This window comes from Hydrogenophaga sp. 2FB (assembly GCF_005503365.1).
In the GTDB taxonomy this organism is placed as follows: domain Bacteria; phylum Pseudomonadota; class Gammaproteobacteria; order Burkholderiales; family Burkholderiaceae_C; genus Hydrogenophaga.
The window spans coordinates 24,758-43,200 of the sequence record NZ_SCML01000019.1 but is presented as its reverse complement, the minus strand read 5'-3'; the positions used below and the strand labels follow the sequence as shown (position 1 = coordinate 43,200).

General features: G+C 65.8%; 15 protein-coding genes. 10 read left to right on the top strand and 5 right to left on the bottom strand.

The annotated features are described in order from the left end of the window. Window positions 1-9 precede the first annotated feature (9 nt). The 5 genes from FFS09_RS12945 to FFS09_RS12925 form a co-directional block, all read right to left on the bottom strand. Entirely contained in the window at window positions 10-837 is an 828-nt protein-coding gene (locus tag FFS09_RS12945; RefSeq protein WP_137919293.1) for a proteasome-type protease, read from the bottom strand. Further along, a complete protein-coding gene (gene mutS / locus FFS09_RS12940) occupies window positions 834-3,491 on the bottom strand; it encodes a DNA mismatch repair protein MutS (RefSeq protein WP_252374354.1) in 2,658 nt (885 codons plus the stop codon). The genes FFS09_RS12945 and mutS overlap by 4 nt, the downstream gene beginning before the upstream one ends. A 271-nt stretch (window positions 3,492-3,762) precedes the next feature. After that, window positions 3,763-7,227, bottom strand: coding sequence for a pyruvate carboxylase (locus tag FFS09_RS12935; RefSeq protein WP_137919292.1), 3,465 nt, complete (start codon window positions 7,225-7,227; stop codon window positions 3,763-3,765). Next, window positions 7,224-7,793: a DUF2889 domain-containing protein gene (locus tag FFS09_RS12930; protein WP_137919291.1), complete on the bottom strand. Its 570-nt coding sequence runs from the start codon at window positions 7,791-7,793 to the stop codon at window positions 7,224-7,226. Before FFS09_RS12930 ends, FFS09_RS12935 begins: the two co-directional genes overlap by 4 nt. 23 nt (window positions 7,794-7,816) lie before the next feature. After that, window positions 7,817-9,046, bottom strand: coding sequence for a CaiB/BaiF CoA transferase family protein (locus tag FFS09_RS12925; RefSeq protein ID WP_137919290.1), 1,230 nt, complete (start codon window positions 9,044-9,046; stop codon window positions 7,817-7,819). Between the two features lie 168 nt (window positions 9,047-9,214). Here FFS09_RS12925 and FFS09_RS12920 point away from each other — a divergent pair, with 168 nt between their 5' ends. From FFS09_RS12920 to FFS09_RS12875, 10 genes are read left to right on the top strand one after another with little or no spacing between them, the layout of a single operon-like run. After that, the gene (locus tag FFS09_RS12920; RefSeq protein WP_137919289.1) at window positions 9,215-10,429 is read left to right on the top strand and encodes an ABC transporter substrate-binding protein; all 1,215 of its coding nucleotides are present in this window, start codon (window positions 9,215-9,217) and stop codon (window positions 10,427-10,429) included. 10 nt (window positions 10,430-10,439) lie between these two features. Continuing rightward, a complete protein-coding gene (locus FFS09_RS12915) occupies window positions 10,440-11,282 on the top strand; it encodes an HTD2 family dehydratase (RefSeq protein ID WP_137919288.1) in 843 nt (280 codons plus the stop codon). 48 nt (window positions 11,283-11,330) lie between these two features. Beyond that, complete coding sequence (locus tag FFS09_RS12910) at window positions 11,331-12,074, top strand: SDR family NAD(P)-dependent oxidoreductase (protein WP_137919287.1); 744 nt, start codon at window positions 11,331-11,333, stop codon at window positions 12,072-12,074. A 17-nt stretch (window positions 12,075-12,091) separates the two neighbouring features. Beyond that, window positions 12,092-13,012 carry an NAD(P)-dependent oxidoreductase gene (locus tag FFS09_RS12905; protein WP_171019997.1) on the top strand — a complete coding sequence of 307 codons (921 nt, stop codon included), beginning with the start codon at window positions 12,092-12,094 and terminating at the stop codon, window positions 13,010-13,012. A gap of 3 nt (window positions 13,013-13,015) precedes the next feature. Next, window positions 13,016-13,894 carry a branched-chain amino acid ABC transporter permease gene (locus FFS09_RS12900; RefSeq protein ID WP_137919286.1) on the top strand — a complete coding sequence of 293 codons (879 nt, stop codon included), beginning with the start codon at window positions 13,016-13,018 and terminating at the stop codon, window positions 13,892-13,894. After that, on the top strand, window positions 13,887-14,897 hold the full coding sequence (locus FFS09_RS12895) for a branched-chain amino acid ABC transporter permease (RefSeq protein WP_252374353.1): 1,011 nt from the start codon (window positions 13,887-13,889) through the stop codon (window positions 14,895-14,897). The genes FFS09_RS12900 and FFS09_RS12895 overlap by 8 nt, the downstream gene beginning before the upstream one ends. Then, window positions 14,894-15,682, top strand: a complete 789-nt coding sequence (locus FFS09_RS12890; protein ID WP_137919285.1) for an ABC transporter ATP-binding protein — start codon at window positions 14,894-14,896, stop codon at window positions 15,680-15,682. Before FFS09_RS12895 ends, FFS09_RS12890 begins: the two co-directional genes overlap by 4 nt. Then, the gene (locus FFS09_RS12885; RefSeq protein ID WP_137919284.1) at window positions 15,675-16,436 is read left to right on the top strand and encodes an ABC transporter ATP-binding protein; all 762 of its coding nucleotides are present in this window, start codon (window positions 15,675-15,677) and stop codon (window positions 16,434-16,436) included. The genes FFS09_RS12890 and FFS09_RS12885 overlap by 8 nt, the downstream gene beginning before the upstream one ends. After that, entirely contained in the window at window positions 16,433-17,356 is a 924-nt protein-coding gene (locus FFS09_RS12880) for an SMP-30/gluconolactonase/LRE family protein (protein ID WP_137919283.1), read from the top strand. The genes FFS09_RS12885 and FFS09_RS12880 overlap by 4 nt, the downstream gene beginning before the upstream one ends. Window positions 17,357-17,402: 46 nt before the next feature. Further along, window positions 17,403-18,404 (top strand): Bug family tripartite tricarboxylate transporter substrate binding protein, encoded by a 1,002-nt coding sequence (locus tag FFS09_RS12875; protein ID WP_137919282.1) that lies wholly within the window; start codon window positions 17,403-17,405, stop codon window positions 18,402-18,404. The last annotated feature ends 39 nt before the right edge of the window (window positions 18,405-18,443 follow it).

Below are 18,443 nucleotides of genomic sequence, written 5' to 3'. Positions count from 1 at the left end.
GGGCAAACGCTAAATCAGCTTCTCTCGTGAATTGGTGATCTTCTTGAGCGGCTGGTTCTGTGGTTTCTTGCTGAGCAGGGGCACCTCGGTGTGGGCCTCGTCCCAGGTCGGGTCCTCGATGTCGTCGAACACCTGGCGCAGCTTCTGGCCCCAGGCGCTGTGCAGCATGCGGAAGTAGGGGTTGTCGTTGTCGATGCAGACGATCTTGTTGGACTGCAGCATGTCGGCCTCGTACACCGCCAGGTCCAGCGGCAGGCCGACCGACAGGTTGGACTTGAGCGTGGAGTCCATCGACACCAGCACGCACTTCGCGGCCTCGTCCAGCGGGGTGTCGGGGGTGATCACGCGGTCGAGTACCGGCTTGCCGTACTTCGATTCGCCGATCTGGAAAAACGGGGTTTCGGACGTGGCTTCGATGAAGTTGCCGGCCGAATACACCTGGAACAGGCGCATGCCTTCGCCGCGCACCTGGCCGCCGAAGATCATGGAGGCGTTGAAGTCGACGCCCGAACGCTCCAGCGAGTCACCATCGCGGTGGTACACGTGGCGCACCGCCGATCCGAGCACGCGCGCGGCGTCGAACATGCTTTTGGCGTTCCAGATGGTGATCGGTTCGCCCCCGTCCGGATCGTTCAGTTGCTCGATCTGCAGGATCTCGCGCACCGACTGCGAGATGCTCAGGTTGCCCGCCGAGAGCAGGCACATGAAGCGGTCGCCCGGCTTCTCGTAGACGATCATTTTGCGGAAGGTGCTGATCTGGTCCAGGCCCGCGTTGGTGCGCGAGTCCGAGAGGAAGACCATGCCGGCGTTGAGTTTGACGGCGACGCAGTAAGTCATGATGAAGCGGCCAGTTTTTTCAGGGTGTAGAGGTGTTCCAGCGCATCGCGCGGGCTCAGGGTGTCGGGGTCGATTTGGGCCATCGCGGCGTGCAGCGGGTGCACTTCGGGCTCCAGTGTGGCAGGTGGCGGCGCGAACAGGTCGACCTGGCTGCGGCTTTCTTCGCTCTGGGCCTCCAGCGCGGCCAGGGCGTGGCGCGCGTGCTGCACCACCCCGGCCGGCACGCCGGCCAGGCGCGCGACCTGGATGCCGTAGCTGCGGCTCGCGGGGCCTTGCTCGATCTGGTGCAGGAAGACGATGCCGCCACCGCCCTTGCCACCGGCCTCCACCGCGCTCACGTGCACGTTCACCGCGCTGTGGTGGGTGGCCGGGAACTCGGTGAGTTCGAAGTAGTGCGTGGCGAACAGCGTGAACGCGCGCGACTTCTCGTGCAGGTGCGCGGCAATGCCGCCAGCCAGCGCGAGGCCGTCGAAGGTGGAGGTGCCGCGGCCGATCTCGTCCATCAGCACCAGGCTCTCGGGCGTGGCGGCGTTGAGGATTTGCGCGGCCTCGGTCATTTCGACCATGAAGGTCGATTGCGCGTTGGCCAGGTCGTCGGCCGCGCCGATGCGGGTGTGGATCGCGTCGATCGGGCCGAGGCGGCACGAGGTCGCCGGCACGTGGCTGCCCATGCTGGCGAGCAGCACGATCACCGCCACCTGGCGCATGTAGGTGCTCTTGCCGCCCATGTTGGGGCCGGTGATGACCTGCATGCGCTGCTTGGGGCCGAGCACGGTGTCGTTGGCGATGAAGCTGCCACCGCTGGTTTCGTTCAGGCGCGCTTCCACCACCGGGTGGCGGCCACCGCGGATGTCGATGCAAGGCTCGGGCACGAACTGTGGCGCACACCAATTGAGCGTGAGCGCGCGTTCGGTGAGCGCGCAGAGTGCGTCGAGCGCGGCCATGGCGCGCGCGAGCTGCGTGAGTGGGGCCACGTAGGCCTGCAACTCGTCGAGCAGGTGGTCGTACAGCCATTTCTCGCGCGCCAGCGCGCGGTCTTGCGCGGAGAGCGCCTTGTCTTCGAAGGTCTTCAGCTCGGGCGTGATGAAACGTTCGGCGTTCTTCAGGGTCTGGCGGCGGCGGTAGTCGTCGGGCACCTTGGACGCCTGGCCCTGCGTGACCTCGATGTAGAAGCCGTGCACCTTGTTGAATTGCACGCGCAGGTTGGCAATGCCGGTGCGCGCGCGCTCGCGCTGCTCCAGTTCGATCAGGAAGGCGTCGCTGTGGGTCTGGATGTTGCGCAACTCGTCGAGCTCCGCGTCAAAGCCATCGGCGATCACCCCGCCGTCGCGCACCAGCGCGGCGGGCTCGGGGTGCAGGGCCTGTTGCAGCAACTCGGCGCAACCGGCGGGCGGCGTGAGGTGCGCCGCGATGCCGTGCAGCAAGCCGCCGGCTTCTTGCGGGCCCAATAGCGCCGCGAGTTCGCGCGCGCGCGCCAGCGTCTGACCCAGGCCCACCAGCTCGCGCGGTTTGACCTGGCGCAAGGCGGTGCGCGCGGTGATGCGCTCCACGTCGCTCGAGCCTTTGAGCGCGTGGCGCAGCGTTTGCCACAGGCCGCCGCGCAGCGTGTCGATGGCGGCCAGCCGCGCGCGCGCTTCGCCACGGTCGCGCCGGGGTTCGAGCAGCCAGTTGCGCAGCGCGCGGCTGCCCATGCCGGTGCAGCACACGTCCAGCAGCGAGAACAGCGTGGGGCTGGTGTCGCCGCGCAGCGTGTGCGTGAGTTCGAGGTTGCGCCGGGTGTTGAGCGGCAGGTCGATGCGCTCGCCGCTGCGCGCCACCTGCAGGCTGGCCACGTGCGTGAGCGCGCGGCCCTGGGTGTGTTCGGCGTAGCTCAGCAGCGCGGCGGCGGCCGCATGGGCGTCGGGCATGTCCTGCGCGTCCCACGCGGCCAGGCTCGCGGCCTGCAACTGCTCCAGCAGCTTGCGCTGTCCCAGCGCGGCATCGAACGCCCAGGCCGGGCGCAGCACCGCCACCAGGCGGCCGCCGTTGCTGCTGCTCTGGCTGGCGAGGGCCTGCACGGATTTCTCGAACGCCGGTGTGGTTTCGGCGCTGTAGAGCACTTCGCCGGGCGAGACACGCGCCACCCAGTCGGCCAGCTCGTCGCTGGCGCACTGCGCGAGAAACACGATGCCCTGCGTGACCGACATCCAGGCCAGGCCGCAACCGGTGCGCGCGCCCGGGTGCACGGCCATCAGCACCGCTTCGGTTTTGTCGGAGAGCAGTTCGCTGTCGGTCAGGGTGCCGGGCGTGACCACGCGCACCACCTTGCGCTCCACCGGGCCTTTGGACGTGGCCACGTCGCCCACCTGCTCGCAGATGGCGACCGACTCGCCCAGCTTGATCAGACGCGCGAGGTAGGTGTCGACCGAGTGGAACGGCACACCGGCCATGACCACCGGCTGGCCCGCTGACTGGCCGCGCTGCGTGAGGGTGATGTCGAGCAGACGCGCGACCTTCTCGGCATCGCCATAGAACATCTCGTAGAAATCGCCCATGCGGTAGAACAGCAGCGTGTTCGGGTGCCCGGCTTTCAGGCCCAGGTACTGCTGCATCATGGGCGTGTGTGCGGACAGGTCCACCAAGGCGGGCGGGCTGTCGGAAAAGTCCTTTTTCATCAATGGCTTAGGCGATTTTCGATGAGTGGGTGGTCGTCATTTGCTTGCACATATTGTCTTGTACAAGGGATTTGATAGGGATTGATAGAGGGGACTGAATCAACGGCTCGGCGGATACCGGTGTTGCCGGGCAGGGACGCGCGAGGTTTTCGTCCAACCCAACGAACGCTGCGGGACAGCTCTCCCAATCCCGATTCTCTCTCTGGCCCTATCTTATGGGATGGTCACCGAACAGATCCCCAGGCGTCGGTGATGCTGGACAGTGGCACGCCTAAGCCAGCTGTGGACCCATCTCGAACAGCAGGCCTTTGGCCGGCACGACGTCCCCCGGTTGCACGAGCACATGTGCAACCACACCGTCGTGTTCGGCGCACACCAGGCTCTCCATCTTCATCGCCTCGATGGTCGCCAGCACGTCGCCTTTGGCGACGCGTTGACCCAGGCGGACCGCAATGCGTGCAACCGATCCTGGCATGGGCGAGCCCACGTGGTGCGGATTCTCCTCGTCCACCAGGCGAATGGCTTTGCTGGTGGTGCTTGCGCCCGCCAGAGGAATCCGAACCAACCTCGGTTGTCCATTGAGTTCAAAGAACAGGCGACAGAATCCTTCGGCGTCGGGTGGCGTCCTGCCTTCCAGCTTGATGTGCAGGGTCTTGCCCGTGTCGATCGTGACGGCGATCTCTTCGTGCTCCTGCATCCCGTAGAAGAAGGCCGAGGTGGGAACGCGGGACACGTCGCCATACTGACCGCGGTGCTTGGCAAAGGCCTGGAACACCTTGGGGTACATCAGGTGTGACGCCAGGTCCTGATCGCTGATGGCGTGCCCCATCTTCTGCGCGAGCCGGCTTCTCTCTGCCTCCAGATCCACGGGTGCCAGCCCTTCTCCAGGCCGTCCGGTCAGCGGCTGCTGTCCTTTCAGAACCTTCTGTTGGAGCCGCTCGGGAAAGCCATCCGAGGGGAAGCCCAGTTCGCCTTTGAACAGCGACACCACGGACTCGGGAAAGCTGAGCTCTTTGTCGTCGGCCAGAACATCGCTGGACGACAGGTCGTTCGCGACCATGTAGATCGCCATGTCGCCCACCACCTTGGACGTGGGCGTGACTTTGACGATGTCGCCAAACAGCAGATTGACCTGCGCATAGGCCTCGGATATCTCGGGCCAGCGTGCATCGAGATCCATGGAGCGCGCTTGTTCGCGCAGGTTCGTGTATTGGCCGCCAGGCATCTCGTGCCGGTAGACGTCGGACGTGCCGCAGCGAATGTCGCTCTCGAAGGGGCTGTAGAGACGGCGCGCGCCTTCCCAGTATTGGGAGATGTCGCGCAGCGCGTCCTGGCGAACCCCGGGGTCGCGCGGATGGCCTTGCAACGCGGCCGCCAGGCTGCCGAGGCTGGGTTGCGAGGTGAGGCCACTCATGGCGTCAAATGCGCCATCCACGATGTCGCACCCCGCGTCAATCGCCGCGAGCACGCTGGCGCCCGACATGCCGCTGGTGTCGTGCGTGTGGAAGTGAATCGGCAAGCCGCACTCCTCTTTCAGCGCGCGCACCAGTGCCGTCGCCGCGCGGGGGCGGCACACGCCCGCCATGTCCTTGATGGCCAGGATGTGTGCCCCGGCGCGCTCCAGTTGTTTGGCCATCTTGACGTAGTAGGCCAGGTTGTACTTGCTGCGCTTGGCATCGAAAAGATCGCCGGTGTAGCAGATGGCGGTCTCGCACAAGGCCCCGGCGTCGCGCACCGCGTCGATGGCCACGCGCATGTTGTCGACGGCGTTCAGCGAATCGAACACGCGAAAGACATCGATGCCGGCCTTGGCCGCCTGCTCGACGAAGTAACGCACGACGTTGTCCGGGTAGTTGGTGTAGCCCACCGCGTTCGACGCGCGCAACAGCATCTGGAGCAGGGTGTTGGGCACCGCGGCACGCAACTGCACCAGACGTTGCCAAGGGTCTTCGTTCAGAAAGCGCATGGCCACATCGAACGTGGCACCGCCCCAGCACTCGATCGAAAACAACTCGGGCAGCAAGCTCGCGTAGTGCGGCGCAATGGCCGTCAGGTCATGGCTTCGCATCCGCGTGGCCAGCAAGGACTGGTGTGCGTCGCGCATGGTCGTGTCGGTCAACAGCACCCGTTGCTGCGCCTTGATCCATTGCACAAAGGTGTCCTGGCCCAGGTACTTCAACAGATCCCGCGACCCGGAGGGCGGTGCCGCCAACGGATGTGCCGTGGGTTTGACCGGGTTGGAGATGGGCAACGCGGGCTGAGGCCGGCCCTTCATTTCCGGGTGTCCGTTGACGATGACTTCACCCAGGAAGCGCAGGAGCTTGGTCGCGCGGTCCCGCCTTGGCGTCACCTTGACCAGTGCCGGTGTCTGGTCGATGAAGCGCGTCGTGCAGGCACCGCTGCGGAACAGCGAATGGTCGATGACGTTTTCGAGGAAGGCGAGGTTGGTGGCCACACCACGGATGCGGAACTCGCGCAGGCAGCGGCTCATGCGCGAGACGGCTTCGTCCGAACTGGTTCCCCAGGTGGTGACCTTGACCAGCAGGCTGTCGTAGAAGGGCGTGATGACGGCGCCGGAGTAGGCCGTTCCGCTGTCCAGCCGGACGCCGAATCCCCCGGTGGATCGGTAGTTGGACAGCTTGCCGTAGTCCGGCGAGAAGTTCTTTTCGGGGTCCTCGGTCGTCACGCGGCATTGGAGCGCGTGACCGTTGATTCTCAGCTCCGCCTGGGGTGGCACGGTCGACCCCGGCACGCCAATGCGAAGTCCCTGCGAGATCATGATCTGGGCCCTCACCAGGTCGATACCGGTCACCTGCTCGGTGACGGTGTGTTCGACCTGAATGCGGGGGTTGACCTCGATGAAGTAGAAGCGGTCCGTGTCGGCATCCATCAGGAATTCGACCGTTCCCGCATGCGTGTATTCGACGGCTCGGCCGAGTTTGAGGGCGGCTTCGCACAGGGCTTCGCGCTGCGCGGGGCTCAGGTAGGGGGCCGGTGCGCGTTCCACCACTTTCTGGTTGCGTCGCTGCACCGTGCAGTCGCGTTCGAACAGGTGCAACAGCTGCCCATGGGTATCGCCGAGGATCTGCACTTCCACATGCCGGGCCCGTTCCACGAGCTTCTCCAGGTAGATCTCGTCGTTGCCGAACGCGGACTTCGCTTCGCTGCGGGCGACCGGCATTTGTTCGATCAGGTCGTCCCGGCTGCGGATCACCCGCATGCCGCGGCCACCACCGCCCCAACTGGCTTTGAGCATGAGCGGGTACCCGACCGCCTCGGCCAATGCGACCGCCTGGGCTGCCTCGTGCGGCAATGGGGGGCTGGCCGGCATGACCGGCACGCCGACAGATTCGGCCAGGTTGCGCGCCGCCACCTTGTTGCCGAGCGTTCGCATCACATCGCCCGATGGCCCGATGAAGGACAGGCCCGCCCTCGTGCACGCGTCGGCAAAGTCGGGGTTCTCCGAGAGGAAGCCGTAGCCCGGGTGAACCGCGTCGACTTTGGCCATTTTGGCCACACGAATCACCTCCGCGATGTCCAGGTAGGCCGCGATGGGCTTTTGCCCTGCACCCACCAGATAACTTTCGTCGGCCTTGAAGCGGTGCAAGGCAAAGCGGTCTTCGTTGGAATACACCGCCACGGTCCGGATGCCGAGTTCGGAGGCGGCGCGCATCACGCGGATGGCGATTTCGCCACGGTTGGCGATCAGGATCGACTTGATGATTTTTTGTTTCATAGGGATGGCTCGTCCGGCTGCTGGCGCCGATGCAGGTGGGGCCAGAGCTGTGCCACCACTTCACGCTCGGCGGCGTAGGCATAGCAGCTGTCCACCTTCGCGCGGCGCATGGCTTCGTTGTGCGGTTCGTTGATCTGAGCGATGCGCTGTGGCGCAAGCCCCTGGAAGGCGGTGGTGGCCATCGGGCCGAGCAGCTCGACGATGTGGGTGCACGACGCCGCGCCACCCAGGCGCTCGCGCACACGCTTTCCCCAGCCTTCACCAATGCGAAGTCCCTTCAGGGGCGCCAAGGTATTCGCTGCGCCGCTGCACACCGCGAAGGGCGTGGCCTGCATCACGGCCACCGCGTCGTGCACCAGCAGGGCATCGTCGATGACCAGGCGCACCACGATGTCGTGCACGGGCTCGCCCGGGAGCGTGTCTTCGTGGTGGAGCTGCCGGCGAAAGACGTGGCGCTTGGTATCGACCAGCCGGCCTTCCACCTCGTAGAGCCCGTCCGTGCGCCGAAAGAAGCGCAGCTCGATCTGGCGGTGGTGAATCTCTTCTCGCTCGACGGGGTCGGTCATGGCAGCTCCAGGCGTTGCGGGGCTCAGGTCCCGGGACGAACAGCGGCCCATGCAAAGCTGTCCGGCGTGGTGGTTGCCACAGCGCCGGAGGCCAGCAAGGCCTCGCATTCCTGCAGCGGAATGCCGACCGACTGCAGCACCGCCAGGGTGTGCTCGCCCAACTCGGCGGGCGGCAGGGTCTGGATGCCGTCGTCGCTCGCGCCGAGCCGTGGAAATTCGGGCACCTCGAAGTCCATGCCGCGCAAGGACACCGTTCGCAGCTTGCCGGGCTGGTGCGCTTGCGGTGCCTCCAGCACACGCTCGAGCGGCAACACCTCGGTGCAGCCGACACCGGCGGCCTTCAGCCGGGTTTCAACATCGACGAAATCGTGCGCGGCCACCGCGGCTTTCACGATGTCCTCCACTTCTTCGCGCACCTTCTTGCGCTGGCGCAGCGTGGCCAGCGACGCATCTTGGGCTTGCGGCAGTTTCAAGGCCTCGCAGAACTTCAGCCAGTGGCCATCGTTCAGGATGAGCAGGTAGATCCAGCGTTGATCGGCGGTCAGATAAGCGCCATAGCCCGGCATGCTGAATTCGCCATGGGGTTCGCGTTCGGGCCGGCCCAGCAACTGCGTTTTCAGCTGCACGCCCACCAGGTCGCGCGACGCCACATGCAGGCCGGTTTCGTACAGGCCGATCTCGACCTGCCGCTCCCCAGGGCCCGCCTTGGGTTGCAGCATCGACGCGAGGATGCCGATGACCGCGTACGCGCCCGCGAACTGATCGTGGTACGAGGGGCCCAGGCGGCTGGGACGGCCATTGACGCGGTTGGCTTCCATCACACCGGTGGCGGCCTCGGCCACCGGGTTGGAGGCCAGGTCGTCGGCCTGGGGCCCCGCCGCGTAGCCGCGGATGTGGCAGTAAATCAGGTTCGGGTTGACGGCCGCGCAGTCCTCACGCGTGACGCCCAGCTTGCGCGCGGCCTTGGGCGCCAGGTTGTGCACCAATGCGTCCGCGCTGGCCACCAGTTTGAGGAAGGCGGCGGTGCCCTCGGGTTTGCTCAGGTCGATGCACACGCTTTTCTTGCCGTGGCTGTAGGCAATGAAGGTGCCGCTGGGGCCGCCGCGGACCAGGCTGCGGGTGGGATCGCCATTGGGCGGTTCGACCTTGATCACCTCGGCGCCCAGCTGGGACAGGATGTGGGAGGCAAAGGGGGCGGCCAGCATGGTGCCCAGTTCAATGACGCGTCGTCCGGCGAGAGGAGGGAGGTGCATGTGGGCCTCGTTTTGCTAAAAGAATGCATTTTACATTTTAAAATGAACCCTGAAATCCCCCATTTTTACGGGAAAACCCTGGTTTTTGCTTGATAGTACATTGCATAGAATGCATTGTGCCGAGGCGATCTTGGCGCACCCCTTTGACCTTTCTCAGGAGACACCAAGATGCGCAGAAGAACTTTTCTCTCCAGCAGTGCCGTGGCCACCGCGTCGGTCGCCCTGCCGGCTGGGGTGTTTGCCCAGCAGGCTTCGCCCGGTATTGATCTCGCCAGCAAGACTGTGACGGTGGGCGCGTTCACGCCCATCACCGGTCCGGTGCCGTTCTATACGATCCTGACGCACGCCGCCGAAGCCTGCTTCAAATGGGCCAACGAGACCAACGCGCTCAAGGGCTGGAAGATCAATTACGTGACCTATGACGATGGCTACGAGCCGTCGCGCAGCGTGGCGGTCACCCGCCGTCTGGTCGAAGAGAGCAAGATCTTTGCGCTGGCCGCCCCGGTGGGCACGGCGCAATCGGTGGCGGTGATTCCCTATGCGAAAGAGGTCGGCTTGCCCATGATCGGCCCTATCGGTGGGGCCACCGCGCTGTTCGCTGAACGGCTGGTGTTCCCGCTGTTGCCGGACTATGGCTGGTCGGCCGCGTCCAACCTGGACTACGCGTTGAATGGCCTGAACGCCAGCCGCGTGGCCTTGCTGTGGGAGAACGACGAGTTGGGTCGGTCGGCCAAGCGCGGCTTCGACCTGCATCTGGAAGGCCTGAAGAAAGAAGCGGCCGAATCGATTCCTTTCGAGGTCCGGAACACCGACTTCACGCCCCACGTGCGCCGCCTGGCCAATGCAAAAGCCGAGGTGGTGATCCTGTTTGGCTCCAATGCCAACCTGGCCGCCGCGCAGAAGGCCGCGGATCGCATCGGTTACCAGGCGAAATGGATGGCGCCCTTCTTCACCGCCGACCCGACCACGCGCAAGCTGTCGGGGGATCTCCTGAATGGCACCTACTTCTCGTCGTGGTTGATGCCCGTGGGTGCGGATGACCCGGACATCAAGGCCTATCGCGACAACGTGGCCAAGCATTTCCCCAACGACCCCATCGGCGTGTTTGGCCTGAACGGGTGGAGCAATGGCGCTCTGTTCGTCAAGGGCTTCGAGATGTTGCTGGCCAGCGGCAAGCCGCTCACCCGCGCCAACCTCGTGGACGTGATGGAGACCATGACCAACGCCAGCGTCGGGGGCGCGCGCAATGTCAGCTACAAAGCAGGCGACCACCGCGGCGCACGCCAGGAAGGGATTCTTCAGGCAGCGCCGGATGGCAGCTTCAAGTTGGTGAGGGACTTCCGCCCGTACCCCGCCGACGTGTTCAACGCAAAAATTTCCTGAGGAACCGAGTGTGACCACTGCCTACGATGCCTGGGTTGGCCGGGAAGAAGAGCGCACCGAGCGTGTGCTGGCGTCGGCCGTTCAGGCCATGGCCGCCACCCTGGACCTTGAGGCCGCGCCGCAGGCCGGGCAGCCATTGCCGCCCGGCTGGCAGTGGCTCTTCTTCAATCCGGTCGTGCGCCGCAGCGGCCTGGGCGTCGATGGCCATCCGCAACGCGGTGGTTTTCTCCCGCCGATCGAGCTGCCACGCCGGATGTGGGCGGGCAGCCGCATCCGGTACCTGGCCGATGTGCTGGTCGACGCCAAGGCCACGCGCCGCAGCCTGATTCAGAAAGTCGAGAACAAGGTGGGCAAGCGGGGCTCGTTGTGGTTCGTGACCGTCGAGCACCGGATCAGCTGCGACGGCACGCTGTGCATCACCGAAGAGCAGGACATCGTGTACCGCGACGCGACGCCGCCCGGCGCCGCGCCCGCTGCGACGCCCGAGCCTTACGACGGTCAGGCGCAATGGGGGCGCGACGTTCAGCCGGACACGACCCTGCTGTTTCGCTACTCGGCGTTGACCTTCAACGGCCACCGCATTCACTACGACCAGCCGTACGCACGGGAGGAAGAGGGCTACCCGGGTCTCGTGGTGCACGGCCCTTTGACGGCGACGCTGCTGCAGCAGTTTGCGCTGGAGCAGGGCGGCGGCCGCTCGCTGGCCAGCTTCGACTTTCGCGGCGTCAGTCCCTTGTTCGTCGGCCGCCCGTTTCGCCTGGAAGGCCGGGAAGGCGAGAACGGCGCGCTGTCCCTGTGGGCGCGCGGCCCCGACGGTGAGCTGGCCATGTCCGCCACCGCCACGTTCCGCTGACGATCCCGCCTCGGCCACCCCTCATCAATCACAAGGAGACAAGACAACATGGCACAACATTTGAGCGGGCCCGCGCGCCTGGACGGACAGGTCGCACTGATCACCGGCGGTGCCGGTGGCATGGGCCGGGCCATCAGCGCAGCCTTCCAGGTGGCGGGCGCGACCGTGGTGGCCACGGACCGCGCGGAGAAGGAAGACCTGGGCGCGGGGATCGAATACGCGCAGTACGACGTCACGTCGCGCGCCGAGACCGACAAGGTGATCGACGCGGTGATGGCGAAGCACGGCAAGGTCGACATCCTCGTGCTGTGCGCCGGCACCATTGCCCGTACGCCGCTGGCGGACAGCACCGACGAGGAGTGGGAGTCGATCCTGAAGGTGAACGTGATGGGTGTGGTGAACCCCGCGCGAAAGCTCTTCCCCCTCATGTGCCAGAACGGCTTCGGAAAGATCCTCGCGGCCGGCTCGATTGCCGCCAAGAACGGCGGCGTGGCCTCGGGCCCGGCCTATGTGTCTGCCAAGTCGGCCGTGCACGGAATGATGCGCTGGATCGCCAAGGCCGGCGCCCCGCACGGCGTGTACGCCAACACCCTGGCGCCCGGACCGGTGGAAACCGCCATGTGGGCCAGCGTCACGGGCAACGCCGCACCCGCCGCCAATGCCTCGGTGCCGCTGGGCCGCTGGGGCAATGCCGAGGACATTGCGCAAGCGGCGCTGTTCCTCTGCTCTCCCGCCTCCAACTGGATCACAGGCACGTCACTGGACATCAGTGGCGGCATGTGGATGGATTGACGCCAAGGAGTTCAAGCATGACCAAAGAACCAGTGATCGGGTTCATCGGACTCGGTGTGATGGGCGGCGCGATGTGCCGCAACGTGGCGATGAAACACGCCGGCGGCGTGCTCGCGTTTGACGCGAACCCCGCGGCCTTCGAAGCGCTCGCCGGTACCAAGGCCCAGCGCGTGGCGTCGATCGCCGAGCTGGCCCGGCAAGCCGACATCGTGCTGCTCTCGCTGCCGGGTGGGCCCGCCGTGGAAGCGGTGTGCCTCGGCCCCGACGGACTGACCGCGGGCACGGTGCGGCCGAAGGTGATCGTGGACCTCAGCACGACGACGGTGGCCGTGGCGCGCGATGTCGCCCAGCGGCTCGGCGAACGGGGCGTGGCGTTTGCCGACGCCCCCGTGGCGCGCACGCGGGAAGCCGCACAGCGCGGTGAGCTCAGCATCATGGTGGGCGCGGACGCGGCGTTGTTCGAGCGCCTCCAGCCCATCCTGCGTTACATGGGGTCGGACGTCACGCTCTGCGGGGCCACGGGCTGCGGCCAGGTGGTGAAGCTCATCAACAACGCGCTGGTGTTTGAAAACACCTTGGCGCTGGCGGAAATGATGGTGCTCGGCGAACGTTCCGGTGTGGAGCCGGCGACGCTGCTCGATGCCGTGTCCAAAGGGTCCGGTGACAGCTTCGCGTTGCGCAACCACGGACGCAAGGCCATGCTGCCGAGGGCGTATCCGGCCAAATCCTTCCCGCCCGAATACGTGCTGAAGGACATCGGCTATGTGCTCGAACTGGCCGAGCAAACGGGTGTCAGGACGCGCGTTACCGAACTGGCCCAGCGCTACTACGCGGCGACGGCGGAACACGGCTGGAGCGGTCGCTACTACCCGGCGGTGATCGAGGTCGTCGACCGCAACATCGACCTGCCGGCCTTGTCGGCCTCTGCGAAGGATTGAACCGTGGAAGACTTTATTGGCCTGCTCTGGGCCGGCATGGTGAGTGGATGCCTCTACGCCATGGGCGCCATCGGCATCGTCCTCATCTACAAGAGCTCGATGGTCGTGAACTTCGCGCACGGCAACCTGGCCGGCCTCTCGGCTTTCCTGGTGTTCGGCTTCACGGCCGGCGTCTTCGCCGAGATGAACTGGGGCGTGGCGGTGCTGCTCACACTCGTGATCATGGTGGCCGTGATGGCGGTGTGTTACTTCCTGATCGCACCGCTGGTGTTCAAGTCGGACCTGACCAGCACGATCGCCACCTTGGGTATCGGCTTGATCGCACAAGGCATGACGCAACTGCTGTTTGGCGCGAACGTCGTCGCCATGGATCTGCCACTGCCCAACTGGCGAGGGCAGATCGGTCCGCTGCGGATCTCGACCTACGACCTGGCGGTGCTCGGCGTCACCGTGATCGCGATCGGGCTGTTGTACCTGCTGATCGAGCGCACGCGCATCGGCATCGCATTCCGCGCGGTGTCGGCGAACCCGTTCGCCAGCCGGGTGTGCGGGCTGAACCTGCGCCGGGTGCACCTGTTTTCATGGGTCGTCTCAGGACTGCTCGGGCTGGTGGCCTCGCTGTTGATCGTGCCGACCACCTTCCTCTCATCGACCAGTGTGTCGTCCTTCATGCTCCAGGCCTTCGCCGCCGCGGTCGTGGGGGGCTTCAGCAGCCTGCCGGGGGCGGTGCTGGGCGGCATCTTCGTGGGCATTCTCATGAACTTTCTGTCGTTCTATATCGCGGCGGAGTTCAGCAATACCTACCTGCTGCTCACCATGTTGCTGGTGCTGAACATCTTTCCAAAAGGTGTTCTGGCCGTGCGAGGAGGTGCCCGTGTCTGACGCAACCGTGGTTCAAAACGCGATGACCGGGCCGGCCCCGGCGGACAACCACAACGGCGGCGTTGCCGGCGTTGGCCAACGCCTGAAGCTGCGGCTGAGCGGTGCGCTGTTCCTGCTCTTCCTGTTGATCCTGCCCTTGGTGGCAGGCGGCTACTGGACGTTCACATTGGGACTGTGTTTCGCCAACGCCATCGCGATCATTTCGGTGAGCTTCCTGGTGCGCTATGGCGGTGAAGTGTCGATCGGACATGGTGTGTTCGTCGCGGCGGGCGCCTACACGGTGGCCTTGTTTGAAAAGTACTTCGGCTTGTCGCTGCTGTTCAGCCTGCCCGCGGCGGCGGTGGTCGGGGCCGTGCTGGGGTTGGCCTTTGCCTATCCCTCGCGCAACATCTTCGGCATCGGCCTGGCTGTGACGACGATGGCGCTGGCGCTCGCGCTGCCTGAAGTGCTGCTGCATTTCTCTTCCGTGACCGGTGGCTACGAAGGGCTTTACGTGAAGCTCGACGCGCTGCCTGTCATGGGCAAGTCGCTGCAACGCTACTACCTGCCGCTCGCGGGCCTGCTCATCGTCGTGGCCTTGCTGTGGCACTTCCGCCGCTCGCGCCAGGCCATGGCCTTGCTGCTGATCCGGACCTCCGCCCACGCGGCGGAGTCCTTCGGGGTGCGCCGCAGTTGGGCCCGTTTGTCGTGCGTGGCCTTGAGCGCGGGCATTGCCGGCGTCGCCGGTGCGCTGCTGTCGTTCAGCTCGTCGACCGTGTCGCCCAACAGCTTCACCTTGTGGACCTCCATCTTCCTGCTCGTCGGATCGGTCGTGAGCCTGTATTCGCTGTCGGTGGTGGGCAGCATCATTGGAGGTCTGTTTCTGACCTTGATGCCCTTGCTGCTGGCTGGCGCGGGCAACTGGGTGCCCATCCTCTACGGCGCCGCCTTGCTGGGCGTGGTGCTGGGGGTCAACGCGCTGCCGGCGAGGCTTCGCGCACGTCTGGAAGGAGGGCGCGCGTGAACACCACCTCTGTCATGGCCGCGGCGCCGCTGGTGGTCGAGAACCTCGCCCTGTCCTTCGGTGGCAACCAGGTGCTGCACAACATTGCGGTGAACCTGGCGCCGGGCGAAATCACCGGGCTGATCGGGCCCAACGGCGCAGGAAAAACCAGCTTCTTCAACTGCCTCACGGGGCTCTACTCGCCGCAACAGGGCAGCATCCGGTTTGGCGACGTGGAGCTGCGGGGCGTGGCGCCCACCGAACGCGCGGCGCTCGGGTTCTCGCGCAGCTTTCAACATGTGGCCTTGTGCCCTGAGCTGAGCGTGGTCGAGAACGTGATGATCGGGCTGGACCGCCAATCGAGCGCCGGTTGGCTGGATGCCTTCCTGCCGCTGCGGCGGGGCCGGGCCGAGCGCCAGCACAACCGCGAACTCGCGCTCGCCGCGCTCACCCGTCTGGGCATCGCACAGGTGGCCGACGAGTCGCCCACCCAATTGCCACCGGGCATGTTGCGCCTGGCCGAGATCGCCCGCGCCATCGCAGGCTCGCCACGCGTGCTGTTGCTGGACGAACCCGCAGCAGGCTTGAACTCGGTCGAGACACACGACTTGTCGAACGCGCTCAAGAAGCTGCGTTCGCCGCAGATGGTCCTGGTGGTTGTGGAGCACGACATGGATCTGATCATGGAGGTGTGCGACACCATCCACGTGCTCAACGTGGGGCGCTTGCTGGCTTCTGGCGACCCGGCGCGGATCCGGGCCAATCCGGACGTGGTGCGCGTCTATCTGGGAGACGACGATGAGTGACTCGACCTCGAACCTGCTGCAGGTGGACGGCCTCACCGTGCGCTACGGCGCCGGTCCCGTGGTGCACGGTGTCACGCTCGGCGTGCCCAGCGGCACGGTGGCTGCACTGCTGGGCGCCAATGGGGCCGGCAAGTCCAGCACCTTGCGCGCGATTGCCGGGTTGGAGCCCGCGCAGGGGCGTGTGCGCTTCGATGGGCACGACATCAGCCAGCAGTCCTGCGCGCAGCGGTTTCGCGCCGGTATCGTCTACGTGCCCGAAGGCCGTGCGATCGTGACCGATCTGACGGTGGCGGAGAACCTGACGCTGGGCTCGTACTTCGTGGATGCGCGCACCCGGTCGAAGCGGCAGAGCATGGTGCTGGAATTCTTCCCCGAGATCGCGGGCCGCCTGAAATCGCCCGCGGGCTTGCTCAGTGGCGGTGAGCAGCAGATGCTGGCCATCGGCCGCGGCCTGATGTCTGGCCCGCGTTTGCTGCTGCTGGACGAACCTTCGTTGGGCTTGGCGCCGCTGCTGGTGGCACGGGTCTACGAGCGGCTGGCGATGATTCAGCAAGAGCAGAAGCTCACCGCCTTGCTGGTCGAGCAGAGCTTCCACGCGGCCGCCAAGCTGGCCGTGCAGGCCTGGGTGATGCGCCATGGGCACATCGTGGGCGAGCTCGATGCCCAGGCCTTGCGCAGCCGCGAAGGACGTCAGCAGGCGATCGACGCGTATCTCGGGGCACGGCAGGACGCCGTCGCCGGTGTGCACGCATGACGCTCCAACTGCAGGGTCGCGTGCTGGCGTCCGGGCTCCAGTTTCCCGAAGGCCCGGTGGTGCTGCCGGATGGCCGTGTGCTCGTCGTCGAGATTGCGGCCGGCCGTCTCACACAGGTCTTCCCCACCGGCGAAACCCAGGTCATCGCCGAGGTGGGTGGCGGGCCGAACGGCGCGGCCCTGGGTCCGGATGGGCATTGCTACATCTGCAACAACGGGGGCTTCAGCTGGCGCACGGACGACGGCTTCACGCGCCCCACCGGACCCGCTGCAGACTACCAGGGCGGTGCGATCCAGCGCGTGAACCTGCGCAGCGGCGCGGTCGAGACCTTGTACACGCACTGCGACGGCGTCGCCTTGCATGGCCCGAACGACATCGTGTTCGACGGCCAGGGGGGCTTCTGGTTCACCGATTTCGGCAAGACCTTCGAAGACCGCATCTTGCGCGGCGCGGTGTACTACGCCACCACGGACGGCTCGTTCATTCGCCGCGCGGCGCACCCGGTGCTGACGCCCAACGGCGTCGGCCTGTCGCCCGATGGCACAACGCTGTACGTGACGGAGACCGAGACCAGCCGGCTGTGGTCCTTCCCCATCGTCGGCCGTGGCGAACTCGGGCATGAAGCCTGGCCATCGCCCAACGGGGGTCGCCTGGTGCACGGCCTCCCGGGCTTTCAGCGCTTCGACTCGCTGGCGGTCGAAGACAACGGCAACATCTGTGTCGCGACGCTGGTGCGCGGTGGCATCAGCGTGTTCTCGCCCACGGGCGAGTTGCTTGAGTTTCACGCCGCGCCGGAAGGCTACTGCACCAACCTCTGTTTCGGCGGAGCGGACCGACGCACCGCCTTCATCACCCTGTCCGGCTACGGCCAGTTGTTCGCTGCCGATTGGCCCAGGCCGGGTCTCCGGCTCACGGCATGACGCGCGGGTCTTCCCATTTGAAGTCTTCCCACCCAAAGGATTCCCCATGAAGTACACGACTCTCGGCGGTCGGCGCAGGACACTGCGCGCCGCCACCGTGCTGGCCGCATCGTTGGCCTGCGCCTGGTCTTTGCCAGCCGCTGCCCAGAAGGCCTGGCCCGAGCGGCCCATTCGCGTCATCGTGCCGTATGCGGCGGGCCAAGGCGCCGATGTGCTGATGCGGCTGGTCGCACAGGATTTGTCGAAGTCACTGAACCAGCCCATCGTGGTGGAAAACCGCGCCGGCGCGGGCGGCAACATCGGTGCCGCGGCAGCCGCCACCGCCGCGCCGGATGGCTACACCTTCCTGTTCGGCACCAACGCCACCAACGCGGCCAACGAATTCCTCTACGCCAGCCTGGGCTACAACCCGGTCACGGACTTCGAGGGCGTCGCCATGGTCGGCCTGTTGCCCATGGTGATCGCCACCGCAACATCCGATTTGCCCACGAACGGGGTGGCCGAGCTGATGGCCCGGGCGCGTGCCCAGCCCAACACGCTCAACGTCGGGCTGCCCAGCACCACGGCCAACGTCGTGTTCGCGCAGTTCGTGAAGTCCGCGCAGGCGCCGCTGTTCGCGGTGAAGTACAAGGCGTCCGCCCAGTCCATGGCCGACACGCTGGGTGGGCAGATTCCGCTCACCATCGACACGGTGACCGCCACACGGGCCCATATTGCCGCCGGAAAACTTCGTGCATTGGGCATTACTTCACTAAAGGCCAGCGACATGCTGCCAGGCGTGAAACCGGTGTCGGAGCAGGGGGTGCCCGGGTTCGATGTGGTGGCCTGGGATGCGCTGTTTGCGCCCCGTGGCACACCGAAGGACGTGGTGCAGAAAATGAGCGAACACGTCAAAAGTGCCCTGCAACAGCCGGAAACACGCCGAAGGATGCTCGATATTGGCGTTGAACCGCTGTTCATGGGCGCCGCCGAGCTGGACGCTTTCGTGAAGGCCGAGCGCGTCAAATGGGGCGGCGTCATCAAGGCTGCAGACATCCGCATCGACTGAGTTTTCAGGGGTCAATGCCGCCAACGGCGTTGACTTTTT

Excerpts from the sequence above, each read along its gene's own strand:
- FFS09_RS12905 (WP_171019997.1), top strand. The coding sequence starts at position 12,092 with ATGACCAAAGAACCAGTGATCGGGTTCATCGGACTCGGTGTGATGGGC.
- FFS09_RS12880 (WP_137919283.1), top strand. The coding sequence starts at position 16,433 with ATGACGCTCCAACTGCAGGGTCGCGTGCTGGCGTCCGGGCTCCAGTTT.
- FFS09_RS12910 (WP_137919287.1), top strand. The coding sequence starts at position 11,331 with ATGGCACAACATTTGAGCGGGCCCGCGCGCCTGGACGGACAGGTCGCA.
- FFS09_RS12945 (WP_137919293.1), bottom strand. The coding sequence starts at position 837 with ATGACTTACTGCGTCGCCGTCAAACTCAACGCCGGCATGGTCTTCCTC.
- FFS09_RS12920 (WP_137919289.1), top strand. The coding sequence starts at position 9,215 with ATGCGCAGAAGAACTTTTCTCTCCAGCAGTGCCGTGGCCACCGCGTCG.
- FFS09_RS12885 (WP_137919284.1), top strand. The coding sequence starts at position 15,675 with ATGAGTGACTCGACCTCGAACCTGCTGCAGGTGGACGGCCTCACCGTG.
- FFS09_RS12935 (WP_137919292.1), bottom strand. The coding sequence starts at position 7,227 with ATGAAACAAAAAATCATCAAGTCGATCCTGATCGCCAACCGTGGCGAA.
- FFS09_RS12925 (WP_137919290.1), bottom strand. The coding sequence starts at position 9,046 with ATGCACCTCCCTCCTCTCGCCGGACGACGCGTCATTGAACTGGGCACC.
- FFS09_RS12930 (WP_137919291.1), bottom strand. The coding sequence starts at position 7,793 with ATGACCGACCCCGTCGAGCGAGAAGAGATTCACCACCGCCAGATCGAG.
- FFS09_RS12875 (WP_137919282.1), top strand. The coding sequence starts at position 17,403 with ATGAAGTACACGACTCTCGGCGGTCGGCGCAGGACACTGCGCGCCGCC.
- mutS (WP_252374354.1), bottom strand. The coding sequence starts at position 3,491 with ATGAAAAAGGACTTTTCCGACAGCCCGCCCGCCTTGGTGGACCTGTCC.